18 protein-coding genes and 1 pseudogene are annotated in these 18,546 nt (G+C 65.2%); 9 read left to right on the top strand and 10 right to left on the bottom strand.

The window, feature by feature from the left end:
- Positions 1–17 precede the first annotated feature (17 nt).
- From E4L98_RS28240 to E4L98_RS28220, 5 genes are all read left to right on the top strand, one after another.
- Positions 18–2,225: a TonB-dependent receptor plug domain-containing protein gene (locus tag E4L98_RS28240; RefSeq protein ID WP_229257615.1), complete on the top strand. Its 2,208-nt coding sequence runs from the start codon at positions 18–20 to the stop codon at positions 2,223–2,225.
- A gap of 106 nt (positions 2,226–2,331) precedes the next feature.
- Positions 2,332–3,246 (top strand): LysR family transcriptional regulator, encoded by a 915-nt coding sequence (locus tag E4L98_RS28235; protein WP_135204865.1) that lies wholly within the window; start codon positions 2,332–2,334, stop codon positions 3,244–3,246.
- Between the two features lie 201 nt (positions 3,247–3,447).
- Entirely contained in the window at positions 3,448–3,741 is a 294-nt protein-coding gene (locus E4L98_RS28230) for an H-NS histone family protein (protein ID WP_135204864.1), read from the top strand.
- 217 nt (positions 3,742–3,958) lie between these two features.
- The gene (locus tag E4L98_RS28225; protein ID WP_229257614.1) at positions 3,959–5,104 is read left to right on the top strand and encodes a metal-dependent hydrolase family protein; all 1,146 of its coding nucleotides are present in this window, start codon (positions 3,959–3,961) and stop codon (positions 5,102–5,104) included.
- A gap of 34 nt (positions 5,105–5,138) precedes the next feature.
- The gene (locus tag E4L98_RS28220) at positions 5,139–5,753 is read left to right on the top strand and encodes an LON peptidase substrate-binding domain-containing protein (RefSeq protein ID WP_135204862.1); all 615 of its coding nucleotides are present in this window, start codon (positions 5,139–5,141) and stop codon (positions 5,751–5,753) included.
- Positions 5,754–5,762: 9 nt separating this feature from the next.
- Here the strand turns inward: E4L98_RS28220 and E4L98_RS28215 are convergent, their stop codons facing one another.
- On the bottom strand, positions 5,763–6,722 hold the full coding sequence (locus E4L98_RS28215) for a DMT family transporter (RefSeq protein WP_135204861.1): 960 nt from the start codon (positions 6,720–6,722) through the stop codon (positions 5,763–5,765).
- A gap of 78 nt (positions 6,723–6,800) precedes the next feature.
- Between E4L98_RS28215 and E4L98_RS28210 the strand changes: the two genes are divergently transcribed.
- Positions 6,801–8,165, top strand: a complete 1,365-nt coding sequence (locus E4L98_RS28210) for an erythromycin esterase family protein (RefSeq protein ID WP_135204860.1) — start codon at positions 6,801–6,803, stop codon at positions 8,163–8,165.
- On the opposite strand, the gene E4L98_RS28205 is transcribed toward E4L98_RS28210, so the two are convergent.
- The 5 genes from E4L98_RS28205 to E4L98_RS28185 all read right to left on the bottom strand — a co-directional run bounded on the left by E4L98_RS28205 (position 8,095) and on the right by E4L98_RS28185 (position 12,405).
- The gene (locus E4L98_RS28205) at positions 8,095–8,430 is read right to left on the bottom strand and encodes a DUF1294 domain-containing protein (RefSeq protein WP_135204859.1); all 336 of its coding nucleotides are present in this window, start codon (positions 8,428–8,430) and stop codon (positions 8,095–8,097) included. The genes E4L98_RS28210 and E4L98_RS28205 overlap by 71 nt on opposite strands.
- Complete coding sequence (gene trpS / locus E4L98_RS28200) at positions 8,430–9,467, bottom strand: tryptophan--tRNA ligase (protein WP_135204858.1); 1,038 nt, start codon at positions 9,465–9,467, stop codon at positions 8,430–8,432. Before trpS ends, E4L98_RS28205 begins: the two co-directional genes overlap by 1 nt.
- A gap of 206 nt (positions 9,468–9,673) precedes the next feature.
- Entirely contained in the window at positions 9,674–10,480 is an 807-nt protein-coding gene (locus E4L98_RS28195; protein ID WP_229257613.1) for a substrate-binding periplasmic protein, read from the bottom strand.
- Positions 10,477–11,733: an MFS transporter gene (locus E4L98_RS28190; RefSeq protein ID WP_135204857.1), complete on the bottom strand. Its 1,257-nt coding sequence runs from the start codon at positions 11,731–11,733 to the stop codon at positions 10,477–10,479. Before E4L98_RS28190 ends, E4L98_RS28195 begins: the two co-directional genes overlap by 4 nt.
- A 12-nt stretch (positions 11,734–11,745) precedes the next feature.
- Positions 11,746–12,405, bottom strand: a complete 660-nt coding sequence (locus E4L98_RS28185) for an HD domain-containing protein (protein ID WP_135204856.1) — start codon at positions 12,403–12,405, stop codon at positions 11,746–11,748.
- Between the two features lie 189 nt (positions 12,406–12,594).
- Here E4L98_RS28185 and E4L98_RS28180 point away from each other — a divergent pair, with 189 nt between their 5' ends.
- The 3 genes from E4L98_RS28180 to E4L98_RS28170 all read left to right on the top strand — a co-directional run bounded on the left by E4L98_RS28180 (position 12,595) and on the right by E4L98_RS28170 (position 16,353).
- Complete coding sequence (locus E4L98_RS28180; RefSeq protein ID WP_135204855.1) at positions 12,595–13,089, top strand: chemotaxis protein CheW; 495 nt, start codon at positions 12,595–12,597, stop codon at positions 13,087–13,089.
- Positions 13,090–13,176: 87 nt separating this feature from the next.
- Positions 13,177–14,787, top strand: coding sequence for a methyl-accepting chemotaxis protein (locus E4L98_RS28175; RefSeq protein ID WP_135204854.1), 1,611 nt, complete (start codon positions 13,177–13,179; stop codon positions 14,785–14,787).
- A 45-nt stretch (positions 14,788–14,832) separates the two neighbouring features.
- Positions 14,833–16,353, top strand: coding sequence for a prolyl oligopeptidase family serine peptidase (locus E4L98_RS28170; RefSeq protein ID WP_135204853.1), 1,521 nt, complete (start codon positions 14,833–14,835; stop codon positions 16,351–16,353).
- A gap of 3 nt (positions 16,354–16,356) precedes the next feature.
- Here E4L98_RS28170 and E4L98_RS28165 read toward each other — a convergent pair whose 3' ends face one another.
- The 4 genes and pseudogenes from E4L98_RS28165 to E4L98_RS28155 form a co-directional block, all read right to left on the bottom strand.
- A complete protein-coding gene (locus tag E4L98_RS28165) occupies positions 16,357–17,082 on the bottom strand; it encodes a ribonuclease HI family protein (RefSeq protein ID WP_135204887.1) in 726 nt (241 codons plus the stop codon).
- Positions 17,082–17,537, bottom strand: a complete 456-nt coding sequence (locus tag E4L98_RS31360) for a hypothetical protein (protein WP_371857297.1) — start codon at positions 17,535–17,537, stop codon at positions 17,082–17,084. The genes E4L98_RS28165 and E4L98_RS31360 overlap by 1 nt, the downstream gene beginning before the upstream one ends.
- Before the next feature lie 75 nt (positions 17,538–17,612).
- Positions 17,613–17,690 (bottom strand): annotated as a pseudogene (locus tag E4L98_RS31355) (YXWGXW repeat-containing protein); the annotation flags it as partial.
- A gap of 298 nt (positions 17,691–17,988) precedes the next feature.
- Complete coding sequence (locus E4L98_RS28155; protein ID WP_135204851.1) at positions 17,989–18,216, bottom strand: hypothetical protein; 228 nt, start codon at positions 18,214–18,216, stop codon at positions 17,989–17,991.
- Between the last annotated feature and the right edge of the window lie 330 nt (positions 18,217–18,546).

Genomic DNA, 18,546 nt, shown 5'->3' with positions numbered 1-18,546 from the left:
ACGCTCCGACTTGCAGTATGATGCCCGCCCGCCTGACGCCGATCGCCGCCGCCGTATTCTCCCTGACCGTCGCCGCCCACGCGGATGAGGCCCCGTCCCGGCCGCCGCCGCAAGAGGCGGAGATGATGAAAGTGGAAATCAAGGGCTCCGCCGCCAAATACGACGCGCGCCGCGACGATACCGCCAGCAAGACCGTGGTCAGCAGCGAGGAAATCCAGAAATACGGCGACACCGCCGTCACCGACGTGCTCAAACGCCTGCCCGGCATCACCATCGGCGGCGCGGCCGGCCGCAGCGGCGGCGAAATCCGCATGCGCGGCCTGGGTGCCGGCTACACCCAGATCCTGATCAACGGCGAACGCGCGCCAGCCGGCTTCTCGATCGAAAACCTGGCGCCGGACGTGATCGAACGGATCGAAGTGCTGCGCGCCGCCAGCGCCGAATACAGCACCCAGTCGATCGCCGGCACCATCAACATCGTGCTGAAAAAATCGCTGAAACCGGCGCAGCACGAACTGAAGATCAGCGAATCGCGCGGCAATCGCGGCAGCTCGCCCAGCGCCAGCCTGCAGATGTCGGACAAGAATGGCGCCATGTCGTACTCGCTGGGCGCCAACGTCTGGCGCTTCATGTACAACCGCAGCACGCCGAGCTGGGAAACGGGCGATGACGCCGACGGCATCCCCAATGTGTCGCGCGCCTCGACCTGGCGCGACCAGGGCCGAGGCGACGGCTTCAACCTGTCGCCGCGCATCAACTGGAGCCTGGCCAACGGCGACACGCTGACCTCGCAGACCTTCGTCAACCTGAACAAGTTCGCCAGCAACAGCCACAGCCGCACCGAGGTGGCCTTCGGCGCGGGGCCGGACTACGACCGTATCGACAGCACCTACAGCAACCACAACGGCTTCGCCCGCACCGACCTGAACTGGGTGCACAAGCTGGAAGAGGGCGCCAAGCTGGACTTGAAGGCGGCCGTCAGCGATGCCCGCAACAGCGCCGATTCGCTGCAGGTCGGCGGCAACAGCGGCCTGCCGGCCACGCTGGTGCGCACCGTCACCTCGGACAGCAGCGAACAGGGCTTCAGCACTCAGGGCAAGTACTCCACGCCGTACACCTTCAGCAAACCGCTGGACGGCACCGAAGCCACCGAACACGCGCTGTCGCTGGGCTGGGATGCCGGTTACACCCAGCGCGACGATACCCGCCTGCAGCGCGACGCCGATTTGCCGGGCGCGTCGCCGATCAACAGCGACGAAGGCTTCTCGGCCAAGGTCACGCGGCTGGCGTTGTACGGCCAGGATGAGTGGAACATCACCCCGCTGTGGTCGGTCTACACCGGCCTGCGCTGGGAAGGACTGGACACCCACGCCGACGGCGGCAGCATCGACGCCGTCGACAATCGCTCCAGCGTCTTCAGCCCGCTGATGCAGACCCTGTTCAAGCTGCCCAACAAAAAGGACCAGCTGCGGCTGGCGCTGACGCGCACCTACAAGGCGCCCTCGACCGCCAGCCTGATTCCGCGCAAGTTCACCTCGACCAACAACAGCCCGACCGAGCCCGACCGCCGCGGCAATCCCGACCTGAAGCCGGAGACCGCGCTGGGCCTGGACGCCTCGTTCGAGCATTACTGGGGCGACGGCGGACTGCTGAGCGCCAGCGCCTCGCTGCGCAAGATCGACAACTACACGCACCAGGGCCTGTTTTATGAAGACCAGCGCTGGATCGCCAGCGCCATCAACGACGGCCGCGCCGAAACGCGCGGCATCGAACTGGAAGCCAAGTTCCCCGCCAGCGTGCTGATGGACAACGCGCCCAAGCTCGACCTGCGCGCCAGCGTCAGCCGCAACTGGTCGCGTGTCGAGGTCGTGCCTGGCCCGGACAACCGGCTCGACCAGCAAGTGCCGCTGAGCGCCACGCTGGGCGTCGACTACAAGACGCCCGACGGCCAGCTCAGCACCGGCAGCAACTTCAGCTTCCGCAACGGCGGCCTGGCGCGGCTGAGCGGCACCCAGGGCGGCTACACCTCGGTGCGGCGCGACCTCGACGTCTATGCGCTGTGGAAGCTCGACCATCAAAACAACCTGCGGGTGGCCGTCTCCAACCTGCTGGGCCAGGACTACACGACGGAAAGCCTGTACAGCGACGGCAACGGCAGCCTGAACCGCACCACCGTGGCCAGCGGCGAAACCCAGCTGCGCGTCACGGTCGAAACCCGCTTCTGAAATCCGGGGTCAGTTCTGCCAATGGTACACGGGCTCTACCGTAAGCATCCGCTTACGGTAGAGCCCGTGTACCATTGGCAGAACTGACCCCGGATGAGGAGGCGCCATGAAGATACCGAAGAGTACGCTCGAGCAGTGGCAGGTGCTGCAGGCCATCGTTGATTGCGGCGGCTATGCGCAGGCGGCCGAAGCGCTGCACCGCAGCCAATCCTCGGTCAGCTACATGGTGGCCAAGCTGCAGGAGCAGCTGGGCGTGGAATTGCTGGAGATCGACGGCCGCCGCGCCCGTCTGACCAAAAACGGCGCCGCCCTGCTGGGCCGCGCGCGCGAACTGCTGGGCGATGCCTTCCAGCTCGAGCAACTGGCCGGCAGCCTGGCGGAAGGCTGGGAGCCGCAGGTCAGCGTCGCGGTCGACAGCCTGTTCCCGGTCGAGTTGCTGGTGCAGGTGCTGCGCAACTTCGAGCCGTGGGCGCAGCATACCCGCGTCAATCTGGAAGAAACCGTGCTGTCCGGCTCGGAAGACGCGCTGTTGCACCAGCGCGTGGACATCGCCATCGTCAGCCGCATTCCGCCCGGCTTTCTCGGCGACGCGCTGATGGACATCGAATTCGTCGCCGTGGCCCATCCCTGTCACCCGCTGCACGCGCTCGGCCGCGAGCTGGAGCTGGACGACCTCGAACGCAATCTGCACATCGTGGTGCGCGATTCCGGTACCTTGAATCCGCGCGATCACGGCTGGCTGAGCGCTAATCGGCGCTGGACCGTCACCAGTCCGCATACCCGGCTGGAGATGATTTGCAATGGCATCGGCTTCGGCTGGCTGGCCGAACATAAAATCCGCAAGCAGCTGGAACAGGGTCTGCTTAAACCGCTGCCATTACGCGTCGGCCAGCGCCGCAAATTATCGTTATCGCTGGTGGTGGCCAATCCGGAATTAGCCGGCCCGGCCACCTGCCGCCTGGCGAATTTAATCCGGCAAGTGGTCCGCGATGGTGTCCAGCCGCGCCCCCTGTGTGAATGATAAAACCGGCCCGATTAATCCCGCCTGCTCCCCGATTCGATAGAAACAGTGGTGGAAAATATCCACTTTTATAGCTATATTGGTATTCGACAGGATATATCTGGAGTATCGCCGCAAAATTATGGTAAATTGCGGCTATCAAATCTCACACATTGTCACTTGTGGTTTTTTTAAGCATCTAACCATCGATAAGGAAATACGATGACGACTTACCAGGAATACAAAGCGAAGATCGCTGAACTGGAAAACCTGGCGGAAAACGCCCGGAAAAATGAAATCACCGAGGCCAAAGAAAAAATCGCCGCCATCATGCGCGATTACGGCCTGACTATCGCCGACCTGGGCACTGTCACCGCCAAGGTCAAGACTTCCAAGCCGCGCGCGCCGGTACCGACCAAATACCGCGACGACGCCAGCGGCCAGACCTGGACTGGCCGCGGCCGGGCGCCGAAATGGCTGGAAGGGAAGAACAAGGACGATTATCTGATTAAGTAATTCTCTTGTTTCCCGCAAGCCGGTGTACCGGGTTTATATGGCTATAAACCCGGCGCCGGCTTTTTCTTTTCTGGATGCCATCATGAAGCTAAAGCGGCTTGCAGTCTTATTCTCTGCATTAATCGGCATATACTCGTCGGCGTCGGCAGCGGCCGATACTTTGTTAAGCCCGGCGCGGGTGTGGACCGGCGAAGGCCAGGCCCATGCGAATTGGGCCGTGCTTATCAGCGGCGGCAAGATCGCCGCGGTCGGACCGGCCGATAAACTGAATATCCCGGCAGGCGCGGAACGCATCGATCTGCCCGATGCGACCCTGATCCCGGGTTTAATGGATTTGCACTCGCACGTACTGCTCCATCCTTATAACGAGACCTCGTGGGACGACCAGGTCCTGAAGGAATCGGTGGAATACCGCACGCTGCTGGCGGCCAGGCACGCGGCCGCCACATTACAAGCCGGATTCACCACGCTGCGCGATCTGGGCACCGAAGGCGCGCTGTATGCCGACGTGGCCATCAAAAAAGCCATCAACGATGGGGTGATTCCCGGCCCGCGCCTGTTCATCGCCACCCGCGCGATCGTTGCCAGCGGCAGTTATGGACCATCGCCGCGCAGCTACCGCGATGACGTCGACCTGCCCAGGGGCGCACAGGAGGTCACCGGCATCGACGAGGTGGTGCGCGCGGTGCGCGAACAGGGCGCGCGCGGCGCCGACTGGATCAAGGTGTATGCCGATTACCGCACCGGCGTCGATGGCAGCTCGCGCGCCACCTTTACCCAGGCCGAGCTGAACGCGCTGGTGCAGACCGCGCATGAATCGGGCCGCAAGGTCGCGGCCCACGCCAGCACCGACGAAGGCATGCGCCGCGCCACCCTGGCCGGCGTCGACACCATCGAACACGGCTATGGCGGCAGCGAGGCCACCTTCAAGCTGATGGCCGAGAAGCACGTGGTGTATTTCCCGACGCTCACCGCCCCCGAGGCCACCAGCGAATACTTTCAGAAATACCAGCGTGGCGGAGCGCCGACGCCATCCATGCAGGCGGCGGCGCGCGCTTTCCAGCTGGCGCGCAAGCTCGGCGTCACGATCGGCAACGGCAGCGATGTCGGTGTGTTCGCCCATGGCGACAACGCGCGCGAGCTGGAATGGCTGGTGCGTCTGGGCATGACGCCAGTGGAGGCGCTGCGCGCGGCCACGGTGGTCAACGCGGCGGTGCTGCAGCAGGGCAGCGCACTGGGTCAGATCCGTGAAGGCTACTGGGCCGACGTGGTGGCGGTGCAGGGCGACCCTACCCAGGATATCGGCGCGCTGCGTCAGGTCAAACTGGTGATGAAGGGCGGCACGATTTTCCACCGCCCATGAGGCGGGGTGAGGCATTTCGTGCGATGATTGCGTCATGCCATCCATCCCCCTGTTCCCGCTGAAGACCATCTTGTTTCCTGACGGACACTTGCCGTTGCAGGTGTTCGAAGTGCGTTACCTCGACCTGATCAAGCGCTGCATCGCCAAGGGCGAGGAATTCGGCGTGGTCTCGCTGCTGGACGGCAGCGAGGTGCGCCTGCCGGACCAGCACGAAACCCTGTCGGCCTGCGGCACCATGGCGCGCATCCTGGAGTGGAGCGCGCCGATGCCGGGGCTGATGCAGATCGCCTGCATCGGCACCACGCGCTTCCAGATCAAAACGGCCGAGCAGCTGCGGCACGGCCTGTGGATGGCCGAGGTCGACGAGGTGGCGGAAGACATGGTGGTGCCCATCCCGGCCGAGCAGCAGGACGTGGCCAACGCGCTGGGCGCGCTGATCCGCTCGATGCAGCAAAAGCAGATCTCGCTGGCCAACATGCCGCTGGCGCCGCCGTACCGGCTGGACGAGGCCGGCTGGGTGGCCAACCGCTGGTGCGAGTTGCTGCGGCTGGACCTGGAGGAAAAACAGCGCCTGCTGTTGCAGGAAAATCCGGTGCTGCGGCTGGAACTGGTGCAGGATGTGTTGACCGAGCACGGTCTGCTGGACTAGCACGCCAGCTCAGCCGGCGTGGGCGTCGCCGGCATCGTCCAGCGCGTGCACGCGCACCGACCACATCACCCCGGCGATCAGCAGCACGATGGCGGCTGCTTCCAGCGGGCGCGGCCACTGCTGCTTGTAGAGGAAGCCGTACAGCAGCGCGAACAGGGTCTCGAACAAAATCAGCTGGCCTGACAAGGTCAGCGGCACCTTGCGGCTGGCCACATTCCACAAGTGGTTGCCGATGGCCGACGCGCACAATGCCAGCACCGCATTGACGCAGCAGAACACCATCCAGTCGCGGCCGCTGAGCACAGCGCCGGCGCCCAGCACCTCGGCATGGAACACGGCCAGTGCCAGCAGCGCCACCATTAGCGCGATCAGACCGCTGGACACGCCGTACAGCGCCGACCACTCGCCGCTGCTGAAATGCGGATTGCGCTTCAGATAGCGCGCGTTGTCGACCGAGTACCAGGTCCAGCAGCCCAGCGCGCCGGCCGCGCACAGCACGCCCAGCAGCTTCAGATTGGCCGGCATGCCGTTGCCGGCGTCATGGCTGAACACGTCGATATTGATGCAGGCGATGCCGGCCGCCACCAGCAGCAGCGGCCATACCAGCCGGCGCAGCGGCACCGAGTCCTGGTCCTTGTGGCCGACCAGCGTGACCGAAATCGGCAGCACGCCGATGATCAACGACGTGGCGGCAACGCCAGCCAGCTTGACGCCCAGGGCCAGCAGCATGTAATACACGATGTTGCCGGACAGCGCATGCTTGATCATGGCGATCACATCGTCGCGGTCCAGCCGGCGCAGCAGCGGCGGCAGACGCCGCCCCATCACGGCGGCGGCAATCAGACCGTAAGCGATGTAGCGGCCGCACGCCAGCTCCAGCGGCGTGAACGCGCTCAGCAATACCGGCGCGATGAATACCATGCCCCACATTGCTCCGGCCAGCAGACCGCACATCACTCCATTCCACATGCCGCACCTTTCCAGAGCACAAAAATCAAACAAACCATAGAGTGTCGCATATCTGCACGTCCTATGGGGGATGCCGCCATGTCCGACCAGACCATTCCAGCCGCCCTGCGCGAGCAGGCGCTGCCGTTGCGCAGCGAGGACGACCTCGATGCCGTGCTCGATCATGTCGGCGAGGCCACGCTGGTGCTGATGGGCGAAGCCAGCCACGGCACGCGCGAGTTTTACCAGCTGCGCGCGGCGCTCAGCAAGCGCCTGATCGTCGAGCGCGGCTTCGACGCCATCGCGGTCGAGGCCGACTGGCCCGACGCCTTGCAGGTCAGCCGCTACGTCCAGCTGACCGGCGGCGACCGCAGTGCCGAACAGGCGCTGTCCGGCTTTCAGCGCTTCCCGCAATGGATGTGGCGCAACGATGAGGTGGTCGAGCTGCTCGACTGGATGCGCCTGCACAACCAGCACGTGCACGACGCCGGCCGCCGCATCGGCTTTTACGGCATCGACCTGTACAGCCTGCACAAATCGATGCAGGCGGTGGTGCAGTACCTGGACCAGGCCGATCCCGAGGCGGCCAGCCGCGCGCGCGAACGCTACAGCTGCATCGACCACATCGCCATGGACCCGCAGCACTACGGTTACGCCACCACCTTCGGCCTGCGCGCCGATTGCCAGGAGCAGGTGGTGCACCAGCTGGAAGAACTGAGCGCCGAAGTCCGGCGCCACATGGGCGTGGCCGGCGGCGCCGTGCCCGACGAACTGTTTTACGCCGAGCAGAACGCGCGCGTGGCGCAGAATGCGGAAAGCTATTACCGCGTCATGTTCGGCAGCCGCGACGAATCGTGGAATATCCGCGACATGCACATGGCCGACACGCTGGACGCGCTGCGCAGCCATCTGGGCGGACGCAAGAATGGTCCGGCCAAGCTGATCGTCTGGGCCCACAATTCGCACCTGGGCGACGCGCGCGCCACCGAGATGGGCCGCGGCGGCCAGCTCAACCTGGGCCAGCTGATGCGCGAGCGTCACGGTGACGACACCACTTATCTGCTCGGTTTCAGCACCCATGCCGGCACGGTGACCGCCGCCAGCGACTGGGACGGCCCGGCGCAGCTGAAGCAGGTGCGGCCCTCACTGGCGGGCAGCGTGGAAGCCCTGCTGCACCGGCTGAGCGAGGACGATCCGGCGCAGATGGCCCGCTTCGTGCTGCCGATCCGCGCACGGCCGGCGGTGAAAAGCGCCCTGGCCATGGCCTCGCCGCTGCTGGAGCGCGCGATCGGCGTGATTTACCGGCCGGAGACCGAACGGCTCAGCCATTATTTCCACAGTTACGTGGCGCGCCAGTTCGACGCCATCATCCACGTCGACCGCGGCAGCGCCATCAAACCGCTGGAGGCGTCGCCGTTGTGGCAGGCGGATGAGTTTCCTGAAACGTATCCGTCAGGACTGTAGCGGCCAACAGCGCGGCCGCCGCCAGGTTGAGCAGCACGGTCAGCCAGAACTTCAGCTGAAAACTCGGCTTGACCGATTTATGGCGCAGCCAGCGCTGCGCCAGCAGCCCGCCCGGCCAGCCGCCGACCAGGCCCAGCAGCAGCAGGCTGCGCTCCGGCGTGCGGCGCGCGCCGCGCCGGGCGGCGGACTTGTCGAGCGCATAGGCGGCGAAGCATAGCAGGCTGGCGACACCGTAGACGGTCGCCGCCGCCATCGCGGCCTGCATCAGAAGTAGCTCAGGCCCAGGGCGGCCTTGACTTCATCGGTGGTTTTGGCCGCCACCTCGCGCGCGCGCATGGTGCCTTCCTTCAGCACCTGCATGATGTAGCCCTTGTCCTTGGCCAGTTCCTCGCGGCGCGCGCGGATCGGCGCCAGCATGTCCTGCAGTACCACTTCGAGGCGTTTTTTGACCACGCTGTCGCCCAGGCCACCGCGCACGTAGTGATCCTTCATTTCCTGCAGGGCGGCTTTCTCGGTATCGAAGGCGTCGAGGTAGATGAAAGCGACGTTGCCTTCCAGGTGGCCCGGATCGGACACTTTCAGGTGCAGCGGGTCGGTGTAGACCATCTTGACGGCGGCCTTGATTTCGTCGGCGGTGGCGCCCAGGTTGATCACATTGCCCAGCGACTTGGACATCTTGGCCTTGCCGTCGATGCCAGGCAGGCGGCCCACTTCCGGCACCACGGCCTTGCACTCGACCAGGATGTCCTTGTTGGCCAGGCGGTTGAACTTGCGCACGATCTCGTTGGTCTGCTCGATCATCGGGATCTGGTCTTCGCCGACCGGCACCACCGATGCCTTGAAGGCCGAAATGTCGGCCGCCTGCGAGGCCGGGTAGGTCAGGAAGCCGGCCGGGATGTCGCGCTCGAAGCCGCGCAGCACGATTTCCTGCTTGACGGTCGGGTTGCGCTCCAGGCGCGCCACGGTCACCAGGTTCAGGTAGTAGAACGTCAGTTCGGCCAGTTCCGGAATCTGCGACTGGATCAGGATGGTCGACTTGGCCGGGTCGATGCCGCAGGCCAGGTAGTCGAGCGCCACTTCCACCACATTGCGGTGCACCTTGTTGGTGTCGTCCATGTTGTCGGTCAGCGCCTGCGAGTCGGCCAGCATGATGAACTGTTTATATTCGTGCTGATATGCCACGCGGTTGCGCAGGCTGCCGACGTAGTGGCCGAGGTGCAGCGGGCCGGTCGGACGGTCGCCGGTCAGGATGATTTGCGGACCGGCAGGGCGTTGCGGAGCGGTGGTTTCTTGCTGACTCATCAGGGTTCCTTTACGTTGCCCCGGTCCGGCGCGTCAGATGCAAAAACGCCACCAGACGAGGGCGGCGTTGATAAAAATATCACATCACTATGGGTAGACAGTGGCCGCGCTCGCTAGGAGCGGCGCCAATACGTGCAGGCGTGAAGTGGGGCGTTAACAATCATGCCGTATGGTTGCAGGTCGTGGCCGGTCTGTCAAGGTGCTGGTCACCGCGCCCGCACGCTGTCGCTCAGCATGTCGGCGCGGAAGTAATGCTGGTAGCCTTCCAGCACCTGATTCGAGCTCCCCAGCTTTTCCAGCGCCTCGCGCAGCAGCGCCTGGTCCTCGGCCTTCAGCGCGTGCGAGATGTAGGCGCCGCTCTGCTGCCACGGCAGCTCCGGAATCGGCTGGAACTTCAGCTTGTCCTGCAAGCCCTGCACGCGCGCATCGCGCCGTATCGCCGCCGCCATCAGCGTCGGCCCCATGATGGTGACGTCGGCCGAGCCCGCGTGCAGCAGGCGCGCCACGCCCACCACATCCACCTCGCGGAACAATCGGCCCTGCCGCCGCAGTTCGTCCACCATGGCGGCATACTCGAAGCCATAGTCGAAGCCGCGCACCACCGCCACCCGCAATTCGCGCCGCGCCAGCAGCTGGCGCGCGCTGGTGATCGGCGCGCCGCCCCGGTCCACCGAAATCAGCATGGCCCGGTGCCGTATCATGGGGACGAAGGTGCCCATCATGTCGCGGCTCACGGTGCGCGTGGCCGGCATCAGCAGATCGGCCATGCCGCTTTCGAACAGCGCCACCTGGCGCGCCCGCGGCACCACCGGGAACGCGAAACGGCAGCCGGTGCGCGGCGCGAGCGCGCGCAGCAGGTCGGGATAAACGCCGTGCACATTGCCGTCTTCGACGATCACGCTGGCGCCGCTGACCGACACCGGCGCCGTGATCTCGCGCGTGCAGCCGGCGGCAACGACGGTGCCGGCCGCCAGGTACCAGCCCAGCGCCGCAAACAAGCGCGGCCGCATCATGCGCGCGCTTCCGCGTGACGGCTGAAATAGCGGTTGGCCACCACGATCGCCAGCACTTCCATGGCCGCCGACACGAAAAAGGTGCCGCCCACGCGCCAGTCGCCGGCTGCCAGATGGCTGACCTTGCCCAAGATGAAGGAGCCCAGCAGCGGCATCACGATCACGCCGATGCTGCCGATCGATTGAAGCGAGCCCATCAGTTCACCCTGTTCTTCCGGCGGCGTCTGCCTGGAAATGATGCCTTGCAGCGCAGGGTTGACGGTAAACGACAGCACATTGCACAGGATGAGCGCATACATCATCCAGCCCTGGGTCGCCAGTCCGTACAGCAGATAGGTGGCGGCGCCGGACACCAGCCCCAGCTGCGCCAGCCGCACCTCGCCGAAGCGCTTGATCAGCAGGCCCAGTAGTCCGGCCTGCACCACCGCCGCCGACACGCCGACGCAGAACAGCGCCGCGCCGTTTTGTCCCGGCGTCCAGTTGAAGCGGAAAGTGGTGTACAGCACCCAGGTGGTTTGCAACATCATCTGCGCCAGCGTGGCCAGCGTGAAGGTGACGATCAGGCCGCGGATGTCCTGGCGCTGCGCCAGCCTGACCAGGGCCGTGAGCGGATTGATGCGCGCATAATTGAACGGCGCACGGCGCGACGCCGGCAGCGATTCCGGCACGACGAAATAACCGTAGACGAAATTGGCGGCCGACAGCGCGCCCGCCACATAAAACGGCAGATGCAGATCGACCCCGCCCAGCAGGCCGCCCAGCATCGGCCCGCAGATGAAGCCCAGACCGAACGCCGCGCCGACCTTGCCGAAGCTCCTGGCGCGGTTGTCGGGCGTCGAAATATCGGACGCATAGGCCGACGCCACCGACATGCTGGCCGACGACATGCCGCCGATCACGCGGCCGATGAACAGGCAGGCCAGGTTGGGCGCCCAGGCGGTGGTGAGGAAGTTGATGCTCATGCCGGCCATCGAATACAGCAGCACCGGCCGGCGGCCGACGCGGTCGCTGATGGCGCCCAGCATGGGCATGAACAGGAACTGCATCAGGCCGAATACGGCGCTCATGATGCCGTACCAGTACGCCTGGTTGTCGCGCGAGCCGGTGAATTCGCCGACCAGCGCCGGCAGCACCGGCACGATCAGGCCGATGCCCAGCATGTCGATGAACACGCAGATCAGGACGAAATTCAGGTTGCCGGGAACGGCAGCGGCGGCAGCGCCCTGCGGCGCCGCGGATTCAGGTGTGCTCATGGACGTACGTGGTTATGGCGCGGCCGGGCTGGCGGCCCATTCGGCGATAAAGTTATCGCGGAAGGCGATCAGTTCGTTCAGGCGGCTTTCCGCCATGCGGCGGCCGGCGGCGGTCTGCATCTTGGCGGGCAGGGTGGCCAGCTTGACGTCGATATGGTCGAGCGCGTACGCCTTGTCGTCGAGGTCGCGGTGCAGCGCCATCGGATCGTCGGCGTGCGCCAGGCCCGCGCCCATGCGCCCGGCCGTGTAGAACAGGCGTGCCAGGCCGACCGCGCCCAGGGCGTCGAGACGGTCGGCGTCCTGCACGATCTTCGCTTCGATGGTTTCGGCGCGGATCCCGGCCGAAAAGCTGTGGCTTTCGATCGCATGCGCCACCGCCGCCAGCTTGTTGGGCGGGAAGTCCAGTTCCGCCAGCTGGCGGCTGGCCAGCAGCGCCGCCTTGCGCGAGGCCAGGTGGCGCTCGGGATCGTTCTTGGGCAGGTTGACCAGGTCGTGCAGGTAGCAGCCGGCCAGCACGATCAGGGCGTCGGCTTCCGGATGATCGTCCAGCAGCAGGGTGGCGTTGCGCCACACGCGGTGCAGGTGGTTGGTGTCATGTGCTCCGTCTCCCCCTGTGGCAGCGGCGGCCAGCGCGACCAGCCGCGGATGCCAGCTATTGAGCAAGCTGTTCATTGTTTTCCTTGAAGACTTTTGGTTAATGATACAGGTCCGGGCCGGGCTTGTGCACGCTAAAAAACATGATCGAATGTGTAAACTGGATATTGTAATAAAACTATTTATTGCCGCACTGCATTTAATTGCTGCACGACACGTTGACTTGAGGTAACATTCGATTAATCAATTTAGTAATGAGGTAATCCTATGTCCAACGTTAGCGAATTGCAGACCGGCTCGACCATCGCCGGTGAATTCCTTGCCTTCACCCTCGGCCAGGAAGAATACGGTATCGATATCCAGAAAGTCAGCGAAATCCGCAGCTACGAAACCCCGACCCGCATCGCCAATGCGCCGGAATTCGTCAAGGGCGTGATCAACCTGCGCGGCATCATCGTGCCGATCGTCGACATGCGCATCAAGTTCAATCTGGGCACGCCGACCTACGACCAGTTCACCGTGGTCATCATCCTCAACATCGGCCACCGCGTGGTGGGCATGGTGGTGGACCGCGTGTCCGACGTCACCACGCTGACCCACGAGCAGATCAAGCCGGCGCCGGAAATCGGCTCGGCCATGAACACCGACCACATCGTCGGCCTCGGCACCGTGGATGAGCGCATGCTGATTCTGGTCGATATCGACAAGCTGATGACCAGCGCCGATATGGGCCTGATCGAGACCACCGCGCTGGCCGCGTAATTTGTCCCCATCGCGCCGGGCCGTGGTCCGCCGCCGATGTCGTTGTTGTTTGTTTTTGCTTTGCTCTTAAGAGAGGTGGGGTAGAAGATGAATATGTTGGCGAATATCGGCATCGGCAAACGGCTGGCGCTGGGCTTCACGGTGATCCTGGCGTTCGCCATGGTAATCACCGGCATCAGCGTGTGGCGCCTGCAGGGCGTGGCCACCGCCACCAGCGAGATGATGCAAAAGCCGCTGGCCAAGGAGCGCATGATCTCCGACTGGTCCGGCAAGATCGACAGCGGCATCCGCCGCACCACCGCGATTGCGCGCAGCAGCGATCCGTCGCTGAGCGCCTATTTTGCCGAGGAATCCAAGGCGTCGTCGGCGGCGTCGTCGGAGCTGCAGAAGAATATCGAGACGCTGATCTCCGACGCCGACGAGAAGGAACTGTTCGGCCGCATCGGCGAGCAGCGCAAGGTGTATCTGTCCTCGCGCGACCAGATCGCCAAGCTGAAGGCGGCCGGCGAGCTGGAAGAGGCCAACAAGGTTTTCGACACCGTGTTCCGCCCGGGCACCGCCAAATACCAGGAACTGATCGTCGAACTGCTGAAAATGCAGCGGGCGAAAATCGACGCCGCCGCGCAGCATATCGAGGACATCGCCACCAGCAGCCGCCGGTTGCTGTTCGTGCTGGCCGCGCTGGTGCTGGCGTTCGGCGCGACCTGCGCCTGGCTGCTCACCACCGGCATCATCCGTCCGCTGCAGGAAGCGGTGGCGGTGGCACGTCGCGTCGCCAGCGGCGACCTGACCGCGCACATCGACGACAGCGCCCGCGATGAAACCGGCCAGCTGCTGTCGGCGCTGAAGGAGATGAATTCCAGCCTGCTGGGCATCGTCACCGAGGTGCGCCAGGGGACCGATCACATCACCACCTCGTCCAGCGAAATCGCCCAGGGCAACCAGGATCTGTCGCGCCGCACCGAGCAGCAGGCCGGCGCGCTGGAGGAGACGGCGTCCTCGATGGAGGAGCTGACCTCCACCGTGCGCCACAACGCCGACAATGCGCGCCAGGCCAACCAGCTGGCGGCATCGGCCGCGCAGGTGGCGGTCAAGGGCGGTGAAGTGGTGGCGCAGGTGGTGGGCACCATGGATTCGATCAACCAGTCGTCCAGCAAGATCGTCGACATCATCGCGGTGATCGACGGTATCGCCTTCCAGACCAATATCCTGGCGCTGAATGCGGCAGTGGAGGCGGCGCGCGCCGGCGAGCAGGGGCGCGGCTTCGCGGTGGTTGCCACCGAGGTGCGCAATCTGGCGCAGCGTTCGGCCGCGGCGGCCAAGGAGATCAAGTCGCTGATCGGCGATTCGGTCGAGAAGGTCAACCTGGGCAGCAAGCTGGTGGCCGACGCCGGCAGCACGATGGACGAAATCGTCGCCAGCGTGCACCGCGTCAGCGACATGATCAGCGAGATCACCGCCGCCAGCTCGGAGCAGAGCGCCGGCATCAATGAAGTCAATCAGGCCATCGGCGCGATGGACGCGGTGACGCAGCAGAACGCGGCGCTGGTCGAACAGGCCGCCGCCGCCGCCGAATCGATGCAGCAGCAGGCCGCCGCGCTGGCGCAGGCGGTGGCCGTGTTCAAGGTCGACGATCTGGTGCGGCTGACCCACAAACAGGCCCAACGCAAGCATCTACAAATCGCTCGCAGCGCCTGAGTATTTCCTATAACATTGCCGTTTCGGTAAGTTACAGGAGCAAGGATGCGATATCTGCTGGTGGTGGTGTTGGCGGCGCTGGCGTCGCTGGTCCGGGCTGAAACCGGGTTCGCCAATCTGGAGCGCGGACCGCATGGCGTCGGCTTCCGCGTGGTGCAGCAGTACGATTACTCGCGCAGCTACCGCGAGAAAAACGACGTGGTGGATGGCCAGCCCTATACCGGCGAGCGTTCGCGCCCGGTGCAGACGCTGGTCTGGTATCCCGCCGCCGCCACTGCCACCGCCGCGCGCATCCCTTATTCCGATTACATCCGTACCGAGGCGACGGATGACAATTACAGCCGGACCAAGGCCGAGGTGGATGCCTTCATGGCGGCCCAGCTCAAGTCGGCCGGCGGCGCCATCGGCGAAACCCAGGCGCGCGCCGCCTTCGCCCAGCGCATGTGGGCGGTACGCGACGCCGTCCCGCTGGCCGGCAAATACCCGGTACTGGTGTACGCGCCCGGTGCCGGCAGCCCTGCGCACGAGGCGGCCGACATCGGCGAATATCTGGCCAGTCACGGTTACGTGGTGATCGCCAGCCGCAATATGGGCACGCGCAGCTACCTGATGAACATCGACCGCGAAGGCGCTGAGACGCAGGCGCGCGACATCGGCTTCCTGGTGTCCTACGCCCACACGTTGCCGTTTGCCGATACCGCGCACATCGCCGCCGCCGGCTGGAGCTGGGGCGGCCTGGCCAATCTGTTTGCGGCGGCGGCCGACAACCGCATCTCCGCCGTCATCAGTCTGGATGGCACGCGCGAGCCGGACCTGGCCAAACAGCTGCCCATCTCGCGTCTGACCGTTCCGTGGCTGTACATCTCGCGCAAGCTGGCCTCCATCTCGGACCTGAACCGGCGGGGTATCGACACTTCCTTTAGCCTGCTGAACCAGGCGAAGTACATGCAGCTGTACCAGATCGTCATGCAGCCGATGGTGCACGTGGACTTTTCGCCCGCCGCGCTGCGCTTCATGCCGCCGTCGCATTTTGACGATTACACGCGCCAGGAAGTGGAGCAGGCGTATTACTGGACCGCGCGCTACATGCTGGCGTTTGCCGATGCCTATCTGAAGAACGATGCCGCCGGTCTGGCCTTCATCCAGCGCTCGCCGGCGCAGAACGGTGCGCCGCGCCATATGGCCTTGTATGAACCGCGTGCCGCCGTTACCGGCGCGGTCGCCACGCGCGCCGGCTTCGCGCTCGAATTGTCGCGGCGCGGGTACGAGCAGGCGGTGGAGATCTACCGGCAGCTGCACGAGGGCGACAGCACCTTCGTGTTGTCCGACACCGACCTGAATGGCTGGGGCTACGAATTGCTGCGCTCGGGCCGGCAGGCGGCGGGCGTGGAAATCTTCAAGCTGGGCGTGACGCTGTACCCGAAAGACAGCAATCTGCACGACAGTCTGGCCGAGGGCTACGAGGCGGTCGGCAACAAGCCGGCCGCCATCGCCAGCTATCTGCGTTCGCTGGAACTGGACCCCAAAAATGGCCATGCGGTGGAGCGGTTGAAGGCGCTGCGGTAGTGTCTAGCCTGGGAGCGGGGCAACGGACAGGCTATCCGCTGGGCCGTCCAGCGCCGCGCCGGTGCCGTCGCTGCGCTGGATGGCCTGCTGCGACAGGCGGTCGGCTTCGGCATTGCGGTGGCGCGGCAGCCAGCGCAGTTGCGTATCGCCCAGCGCCTGCATCAGATCCAGCACGCGCGCGCGGTGCCGCTCCAGTCCTTTGGCGCTGCGCACCGCGCCCGGATTGACGTCGTTGATGACGACCTGGCTATCGCCGTAGACGGTGAGCGGGGTGGCGCCAAGGTCGCACGCTGCTTGCAGCAACGCCGTCAGGGCCAGGTACTCGGCATCGCTGCTGGTGCCGTGTCCCGCGCGGCGACTGATTTCCACCCGCTGTCCATCGGGGCCGCAGAGCAGGGCGCCGATGCCGATCTGGCCCGGGTTGGGATGCGCCGAACCGTCGAACCAGCCGCGCCAGCCGGTCGCCGGCGGCTGCAGGCCGGCCTTGCGCTGCGCCAGCTTGTGCGCCGCAATCGCCTGTCGCGCCAGTCGCCGCTCCTGGTCGTGCCGGCGCGCCTGTTCGCGCTGTGCCAGCAGATGGGCCAGGCCCAGCGTGCCGGCGGCCAGCGTCAGCACCTGCAGCAGTGCCTGGGCCTCGCTCAATTGCATGCGCGCCGCCAGACGACGCGCGGCCACGCGCTCGCCCTTGTAGGCGGCCGTGGCCAGCGTGTCAAACCCGGTGTGGTCCATCAATCGCGACGCGGATTGTCCGGACGGTGGTCGTAGCGGTTGGGGACACCGTCGCCATCGCGGTCGCGGTCATAGCGGTTGGGGATGCCGTCATGATCGCGGTCGCCGCGGCCGCCGTGGTAGTCGCCACGGTTGTCGTGACGGTCGTAGCGGTTCGGGATGCCATCGTGATCGCGGTCGCCGTTCGGGCCGCGCTCCCAGCGTGCCTCTTCGCGGAACCAGTGACCCTCACGCTGCACCCAGCGCGGCTCGGTGTACACGTAGCCGGGGCGCGAGGCGATCCAGTTCCCGCCGATCCAGATGTGGCGGTTGCCGCGCCATTCCCAGTAGCCAGGCGACCAGATATAGCCGGGACGCGGGCCGGGAATCGGTTCATAACGTGGTGGCGGCGGCGCCACGGTGATGTAATCGCCGCGCGGGCCGTTGTCGACCACAACCCAGCCAGCCGGCACCAGACGCCAGCCGCCGCCGTCACGCACCCACTCGGCGGGACGCCAGCTGCTGCCGACACGTTCACGTTCCCAGTGGCCGCCCAGCCATACGTGGCGGTGGCCATCCCAGTTCCAGTAGCCCGGCGCCCAGACGTAGCCGCGGCGCGGCGCGGGCATGCTTTCGAATCGCGGCGCGGGCGGCGCGTTGCCGATCACGAGGCTGACGCCGACTTGTGCGGAGGCGATGGATGGTACGAATGCTGCTGCGCTCAGTGCGAGTACGGCGCTGGCAAAAATTGGCTTGATCATGATGTTCCTCCGTCTGTTCCAGATGCGCTTTGGGGTCAGCGCTTGAAACGAACTATATCAAGCTGGATAAGGCATTGCGTTGAATGATGCAACTTTTTACATATGACACAAAGCTGTAGAACGCTGTGTGCGATGACGTACAGACGATACGCCGAGCGACGCCCGCTTACAGCTTGCTGGCGGCCTTGTTGGCGTTATCGGCGACGGCGATGGCGCGTTCCGCCTGCAGCGATTGCAGCTTCTCTTCGGCCGTCATGCGCTTGGCGCTGACGACGACGACCTGCATGTTCGGCTCGACCGGGGACATGGCGGCGTTGTCGATGGCGTAGGTGGCGGCGCAGGCCAGACCGGCAACCACGACGAATACGGCTTCGAAGTTTTCCAGGACGTTCATTTTGCTTTCCTTTCGCTGGTGAGTGGAGTTCCGATGTGCTCACTGTACGCAAACCGCCCGCGGGCCGCCCGTGGATTGCGACGAAACGCGGTTTTCGCGGCGCGAACTGCGGTTACACGCGGGTTTTCCTTGCCCCCCCCGCTAAGGCAAGGCAGAGTCAAGATCAGCGAGGAGCGTATGCCGCGATTTGTCAGCACCATCCTGCAAGCCTGGGCCGAGCGCCGTCGCGCCCGCCGCCGGCAAGCCAATCTGCGCGCCGGGCAGCGCGGCCGTCCGGCCATGCGCATCGTCGCCGTCGATCAGGCATGCGATGCGGGCGGCGCGCCAGCG

Origin of the sequence: Duganella callida (genome assembly GCF_004614165.1) — a bacterium.
GTDB lineage: Bacteria > Pseudomonadota > Gammaproteobacteria > Burkholderiales > Burkholderiaceae_D > Rugamonas > Rugamonas callida.
The sequence above is the reverse complement of the archived record's forward strand: the minus strand, read 5'-3'. Positions and strand labels throughout refer to the sequence as shown.

Coding starts and splice junctions, on each gene's coding strand:
- E4L98_RS28240 (WP_229257615.1), top strand. CDS start 18: ATGATGCCCGCCCGCCTGACGCCGATCGCCGCCGCCGTATTCTCCCTG.
- E4L98_RS28235 (WP_135204865.1), top strand. CDS start 2,332: ATGAAGATACCGAAGAGTACGCTCGAGCAGTGGCAGGTGCTGCAGGCC.
- E4L98_RS28230 (WP_135204864.1), top strand. CDS start 3,448: ATGACGACTTACCAGGAATACAAAGCGAAGATCGCTGAACTGGAAAAC.
- E4L98_RS28220 (WP_135204862.1), top strand. CDS start 5,139: ATGCCATCCATCCCCCTGTTCCCGCTGAAGACCATCTTGTTTCCTGAC.
- E4L98_RS28215 (WP_135204861.1), bottom strand. CDS start 6,722: ATGTGGAATGGAGTGATGTGCGGTCTGCTGGCCGGAGCAATGTGGGGC.
- E4L98_RS28210 (WP_135204860.1), top strand. CDS start 6,801: ATGTCCGACCAGACCATTCCAGCCGCCCTGCGCGAGCAGGCGCTGCCG.
- E4L98_RS28205 (WP_135204859.1), bottom strand. CDS start 8,430: ATGCAGGCCGCGATGGCGGCGGCGACCGTCTACGGTGTCGCCAGCCTG.
- trpS (WP_135204858.1), bottom strand. CDS start 9,467: ATGAGTCAGCAAGAAACCACCGCTCCGCAACGCCCTGCCGGTCCGCAA.
- E4L98_RS28195 (WP_229257613.1), bottom strand. CDS start 10,480: ATGATGCGGCCGCGCTTGTTTGCGGCGCTGGGCTGGTACCTGGCGGCC.
- E4L98_RS28190 (WP_135204857.1), bottom strand. CDS start 11,733: ATGAGCACACCTGAATCCGCGGCGCCGCAGGGCGCTGCCGCCGCTGCC.
- E4L98_RS28185 (WP_135204856.1), bottom strand. CDS start 12,405: ATGAACAGCTTGCTCAATAGCTGGCATCCGCGGCTGGTCGCGCTGGCC.
- E4L98_RS28180 (WP_135204855.1), top strand. CDS start 12,595: ATGTCCAACGTTAGCGAATTGCAGACCGGCTCGACCATCGCCGGTGAA.
- E4L98_RS28175 (WP_135204854.1), top strand. CDS start 13,177: ATGAATATGTTGGCGAATATCGGCATCGGCAAACGGCTGGCGCTGGGC.
- E4L98_RS28170 (WP_135204853.1), top strand. CDS start 14,833: ATGCGATATCTGCTGGTGGTGGTGTTGGCGGCGCTGGCGTCGCTGGTC.
- E4L98_RS28165 (WP_135204887.1), bottom strand. CDS start 17,082: ATGGACCACACCGGGTTTGACACGCTGGCCACGGCCGCCTACAAGGGC.
- E4L98_RS28155 (WP_135204851.1), bottom strand. CDS start 18,216: ATGAACGTCCTGGAAAACTTCGAAGCCGTATTCGTCGTGGTTGCCGGT.